6 protein-coding genes and 1 tRNA gene are annotated in these 4,998 nt (G+C 66.2%); 2 read left to right on the top strand and 5 right to left on the bottom strand.

The window, feature by feature from the left end:
• Window positions 1-108: 108 nt before the first annotated feature.
• From SPI01S_RS20330 to hspQ, 5 genes are all read right to left on the bottom strand, one after another.
• Window positions 109-690, bottom strand: coding sequence for a TetR/AcrR family transcriptional regulator (locus tag SPI01S_RS20330; protein WP_066726972.1), 582 nt, complete (start codon window positions 688-690; stop codon window positions 109-111).
• Window positions 691-792: 102 nt separating this feature from the next.
• The gene (locus SPI01S_RS20325) at window positions 793-1,317 is read right to left on the bottom strand and encodes a GNAT family N-acetyltransferase (RefSeq protein WP_306305030.1); all 525 of its coding nucleotides are present in this window, start codon (window positions 1,315-1,317) and stop codon (window positions 793-795) included.
• Window positions 1,318-1,509: 192 nt separating this feature from the next.
• On the bottom strand, window positions 1,510-1,779 hold the full coding sequence (gene rpmA / locus SPI01S_RS20320; RefSeq protein ID WP_064313800.1) for a 50S ribosomal protein L27: 270 nt from the start codon (window positions 1,777-1,779) through the stop codon (window positions 1,510-1,512).
• Between the two features lie 30 nt (window positions 1,780-1,809).
• Window positions 1,810-2,115 carry a 50S ribosomal protein L21 gene (rplU, locus tag SPI01S_RS20315; protein WP_019368790.1) on the bottom strand — a complete coding sequence of 102 codons (306 nt, stop codon included), beginning with the start codon at window positions 2,113-2,115 and terminating at the stop codon, window positions 1,810-1,812.
• Between the two features lie 148 nt (window positions 2,116-2,263).
• Window positions 2,264-2,644, bottom strand: a complete 381-nt coding sequence (hspQ, locus tag SPI01S_RS20310) for a heat shock protein HspQ (RefSeq protein WP_066726968.1) — start codon at window positions 2,642-2,644, stop codon at window positions 2,264-2,266.
• Window positions 2,645-2,859: 215 nt separating this feature from the next.
• On the opposite strand from hspQ, the gene SPI01S_RS20305 reads away from it, so the two are divergent.
• Both SPI01S_RS20305 and SPI01S_RS20300 read left to right on the top strand, forming a co-directional pair.
• Window positions 2,860-2,949: transfer RNA gene (locus SPI01S_RS20305), tRNA-Ser, on the top strand.
• Window positions 2,950-3,101: 152 nt separating this feature from the next.
• The gene (locus SPI01S_RS20300) at window positions 3,102-4,979 is read left to right on the top strand and encodes a beta-propeller domain-containing protein (RefSeq protein ID WP_084253640.1); all 1,878 of its coding nucleotides are present in this window, start codon (window positions 3,102-3,104) and stop codon (window positions 4,977-4,979) included.
• Window positions 4,980-4,998 lie beyond the last annotated feature (19 nt).

The raw sequence follows: 4,998 nt of genomic DNA, 5'->3' as shown, positions 1-4,998 counted from the left end.
TGAGGCCCCACCCTGGGGGCCGACGGTTTCGAAGAGGCCGGGATGGTTCGCCATCCCGGCCTTTTTTCGTTCGCGCCGGGCGGGGTGTCCACTTCGGTGCCGCCGGTTCTAGGCGCCGGCTTCGATCCGCTCGCGCAGCATCGACGCCGCCAGTTCTCTGGCCTTGTCCCGCGGCAGCCCCAGCGCACGCGCCATCGGAGCGCCCAGCAGCGCGTCGCCGAGAGCCATCAGCGTCAGTTGCAGTGTTTCCTCCCGCAGCGGCATGCGGGCATCCTGGCCCTCGCTGATCCGGTCGACCAGGCGATGGATCGCCTCGAGGATGGGATCGAGCGCATCCTGGTTGCCGGTGAGCAGCATCCAGCTCGCCAGCGCGCCGGCCCCTTCGCGGTCGAAGGCGTCGAAGGTCAGGTCCACCACCTCGCGCAGATTATGGTCCCCGCTGCGGGCGCGCAGCACCGCCTCGCCGATCTTGGCGGTCACCGCCTCTGCCATGCTTGCGGCCAATGCCTTTTGCAGCCCCGCTGCCGAGCCGAAATGGTGGAGCAGATTGGCATGGGTGCGGCCGATGCGCGCAGCCACCGCCTTGAGCGTAACCGCCTGCGGGCCGTCCTCGATCAGCAGCGCGCGCGCCGCCTCAAGCGCGGCGTCACGCGATTCTTCGGGGGAGAGGCGCCGGCGCGCCGCCTTGATCGTCAACGTGTCGGCCTTGTGTCCATCCGCTGACGGCTTAGTCGAGCTTGGCGGCGGGGGGAAGCTGCCTCCCCGGTCGGGGCCGGGGAGGCGGAAACGGAATCACGCCGCAAGGCGGGGTTCGGGGCCGGATCGACAGTCTTCTGCATCCAGATCCATCGCGAACGCCACGCACGCCATCTCGCAGCCGCGGCCCTTCGACCAGAGCGGCTCCACCTTGCCGGTGGGCTGGAAGCCGAGCTTGCGCAGCACGCGCCCCGAGGCGGGATTGTCGACGGCGTGGCGCGATGTCACATGCCGGATCCCCGTGGCGCGTGCGGCAGCCAGGGCGCCGCGCGCCGCTTCGGTGGCATAGCCCTTGCCCCAGGCGGAAGGGGTGTACCAATAGCCGAGTTCGTGCGCCTCATCGCGTACCGCGTCGATGCTGACGCAGCCGATCAGCGCTACGGTGCCCGCCTGGTGCTCGAACACCAGGAAGCACATCTCGGTCCAGTGCGCGAGGAAGGTTTCGGCCGCTTCGATCGAATAGGGCCAGGGCGCGCGCGCGAGGTTGCGCACGACGGCCTCGTGGTCGATCGCCCGGGCGAGGGCAGGGGCGTCCTCGGGCCAGCCGGGACGTAACGTCAATCTTTGGGTCCGCACGAACATGACCACTCTCCTCGGTCCTGCGGCTTCTCTGCGCATGCCCTAGGGCATGGCTGTTTCACCGCGGTGTCAGGGAGCAAGAAAAAAGGGAGACCGGGGCGACCCGTCTCCCTTTTCGCGTTGGTTCGTCGAACCCGGGTCGCCCTGGTGGGCAACCCGTACGGTCGCCCGATGTTATTCGGCCGCCTCGGCAATCATGTCTACGGAGCAGAACTTGCGACCAAGCTTGCCTTCCTTGAACGACACGCGGCCTTCGACGAGCGCGAAGAGGGTATGGTCCTTGCCCATGCCCACGTTCACGCCCGGGTAGAATTTGGTGCCACGCTGGCGCACGAGAATGTTGCCGGCGAGAACAGTCTCGCCGCCGAACTTCTTCACGCCAAGACGACGGCCAGCAGAGTCGCGACCATTGCGGGACGAGCCGCCTGCCTTCTTATGTGCCATTGTCTATACTCCTCGTGTCTCGTCAGTCGCTTACTTGGCCGCGCCGATAGCAGTGATCTTGAGGATCGTGTGCTGCTGGCGATGACCGTTCTTGCGGCGATAGTTGTGACGACGACGCTTCTTGAAGACGATGACCTTCTCGCCCTTCGCCTGCGCGATGATCTCGGCAGAAACGGTCAGGCCGTCGGTCGCCTTCAGCTCGCCGCCTTCGCCGGCCAGCAGGACGTCGCCCAGCGTCACCGACGAACCGGCTTCGCCATCGAGCTTCTCGACGACGATCTTGTCTCCTGCGGCAACGCGATACTGCTTGCCGCCCGTGCGCACGATAGCGAACATCGGTCTCTTCTCTGGTTCAAATGCATGTGCCCGCCAAGGTTGCACCTCGGCAGGAGGAAGGGCGCAGCTATGCGATGGGGGCGGGATTGTCAACCGTTCCGCAAGACCAGGCTGCGATTTTCCGAGTCCTTGCGGCGCGGTGCGCGGCTCAATGCCGGTGATTCGGCTTCAGCCGGTAACGTCCGGCATCGAAGCTGTCGAAAAGGCCGCTGATTCCGGGGTGGTCGACCGGCTCGTCGCTATCGTCCGCCACCAGATTCTGCTGGCTGACATAAGCGATATAGGTCGAATCGGCGTTTTCGGCGAGCAGATGGTAGAAGGGTTGATCCTTCGCGGGCTGCATGTCGGCGGGAATCGAATCATACCATTCGTCGGTATTGGCAAAGACCGGATCGACGTCGAAGACCACGCCGCGGAAATCGAGCAGGCGGTGCCGCACCACGTCGCCGATCGCAAAGCGTGCGCTGGCGATCGGCGGCATCGGCGTGCCGGAGTCGATGGATAGAAGCGAACCATTGGTTTCTGACATTTCACCAATCTAGGGTTGCGGGGGCGCAACGGCAACGGCGGCGACGGCCGGCGTTCCCGATCCGGGAAGGGCAGGGAGCCCGGATCAGGTTCCCGCACTGCGAAAAAACTTGGAGCTAGCCGCTTGCGGGCCCCAAAACTTTGCGCTAGTGGCCGCGCCTCACAGCGACCGGTACGCGGTTCGGGGCAATCCCGAGGGTGCGTATCCTCCCATGCGGAGAGGTGCCGGAGTGGTCGATCGGGGCAGTCTCGAAAACTGTTGAGCTCGTAAGGGTTCCGAGGGTTCGAATCCCTCCCTCTCCGCCATTGGGGCCTTTGGATAGTCCGCTGCCGGGCGAGTCCTCCTGCACATCATCTGCGCCTATTTTCGAAGGACTTTGGTGCTCGTTCAATTCTGCTTGCTGCAGAGATGAAATGAGATATCGTAACCTTCAACGAAAAGATCCGGGAGAGGTGCGATGCGGGCAGTGGGTCTCGTGCTGACGGGTGCGTTGCTGGGGTCTTGTGCGGAAGCGCCGGCATCAGCAGGGGCAGGCGCCAAAAGCCCGCCGATGCGTGCCTTCGCCAATGATCGTGGGCTGCAGGCCTATATGCGACGCGTGCTCGCCGCGCGGCCCAAGCAAGTTTCGCTGCCGAACGTGCAGTATGAGATGGCGGCGCCGCCGGTCAGCGCGCCGGCCATGGCGCCCTCGATCGCCGGGGACTCGATTACCAACACCCAGGAGCGGGGTGTCGACGAGGGCGGTATCGTCAAGGTTGCCGGCGACTATCTCGTCGTGCTCCGGCGCGGGCGGCTGTTCACCGTTTCGCTCGCCGGCGGTGGGATGCGCGCGGTGGACCATATCGATGCCTTTCCGCCGGATACCGCCGGCAGCGGCTGGTACGACGAACTGCTGGTCCATGGCGATCGGATCGTCGTGATCGGCTTCGACTATCAGCGCGGCAGTGAGGTCAACCGCTTCCGGATCATGCCCGACGGTCGTCTCCGCTATGAGGACAGCTACAATCTGCGCTCGAACGACTATTACTCGTCGAGCAACTACGCCTCGCGGCTTATCGGCTCCAAGCTCGTCCTGTACGCACCGCATGATGTCGAGGACGGCGATCCGCTGGCGGGCTTGCCGGCGATGCGGCGATGGACCGGCAAGCGCGATGCTCCGTACCGTCGCATCCTGTCCGCGACGCGACTCTATATTCCGGAACGCCTGCGGCGATACCCGGACCCGGGCATTTCGGTCATCCATACGGTGACGCAGTGCGATCTGCTCGCGCCGCAGATGCAGTGCACGGCGACCGCGGTGCTCGGCACCTACTCGCGAAACTTCTACGTCTCCGGCGCGGCGGTCTATGTCTGGACCAGCGGGCTCACGCGGAGTCGCGAAGGCAGCGCGGCCTATCTCTATCGGCTGCCCTTCGACGGTTCGGCGCCGGGCGCGGTGCAGGCCTGGGGCGGGCCGGTCGACCAGTTCTCCTTCGCGGAAGATGCCAAGGCCGGGCGGCTGCAGGTGCTGGTTCGCGCCGACAGTGCCGGCGATGCGATGTGGGGGCCGGAGCGAAGCGACGGAGCGGCGGCACTCCTCACCGTGCCGCTCGCCGCCTTCGGCAACGGCACGTATCGCCTGCCCGCGAGCGCCTATCGCCCGCTACCCGCAGTGCAGGCGCGCTGGACCTTCCAGAACCGGTTCGCCGGCACCTATCTGCTCTACAGCGGCGGAGCGCTGGAATCGGGCCAAAACGCCGTGTCGGTCTATGCCGTGCCGCGCGATGGGGGCGCGATCACGCGGGTCGCCGTGCCGCACGCCGTCGAGCGGTTCGACCTGATGGGCAGCGATGCCGTCGCGATCGGCGGCGATGCCAGGGGGCGGCTGGGGTTCAGCGCGATTGCGTTGGGCAGCGCGCCGCGGCTGGGCGATACCAGTTTCCTTCCCGCTGCGCAGCAGGGCGAGAGCCGCAGCCAGGCATTCTTCTATCGTCCCGATCCGTCGAGCGCGGATGGCGCCTCCGGCATGCTGGGGCTGCCGGTCACGCGCGCGCTGCGGGATACGGCACTGGTGCGCTTCTTCGGTGCCGGGTCTGCCGTAGCGTTTCTGCGGCGCGATGCCCGGCGGCTGACGATGGCGGGTGAGCTGGTCGCGGAGCCGCGCGAGGCGCGCGACGATGGCTGCAAGGCGTCCTGTGTCGACTGGTACGGCAATGCACGGCCGATCTTCCTGCGCGACAGGGTGTTCGCGCTGATGGGCTATGAACTGGTGGAAGGCGAGATGCACGATGGCCGAATCGCCGAGCGTGCCCGCGTCGATTTCGCGCCCGGGGCGGCGCGCCTGGCCAGACGATGACGAGTGATCAACAGGCGGT

Source organism: Sphingomonas pituitosa NBRC 102491 (genome assembly GCF_001598435.1).
Taxonomy (GTDB): Bacteria; Pseudomonadota; Alphaproteobacteria; order Sphingomonadales; family Sphingomonadaceae; genus Sphingomonas; species Sphingomonas pituitosa.
Note: the sequence above shows the minus strand (reverse complement) of the source record. Positions and strands in the feature narration are given on the sequence as shown.

What these genes read in the sequence shown, in the direction of transcription:
- rpmA (WP_064313800.1), bottom strand. Translation starts at nt 1,779, where the DNA reads ATGGCACATAAGAAGGCAGGCGGCTCGTCCCGCAATGGTCGCGACTCT.
- hspQ (WP_066726968.1), bottom strand. Translation starts at nt 2,644, where the DNA reads ATGTCAGAAACCAATGGTTCGCTTCTATCCATCGACTCCGGCACGCCG.
- rplU (WP_019368790.1), bottom strand. Translation starts at nt 2,115, where the DNA reads ATGTTCGCTATCGTGCGCACGGGCGGCAAGCAGTATCGCGTTGCCGCA.
- SPI01S_RS20300 (WP_084253640.1), top strand. Translation starts at nt 3,102, where the DNA reads ATGCGGGCAGTGGGTCTCGTGCTGACGGGTGCGTTGCTGGGGTCTTGT.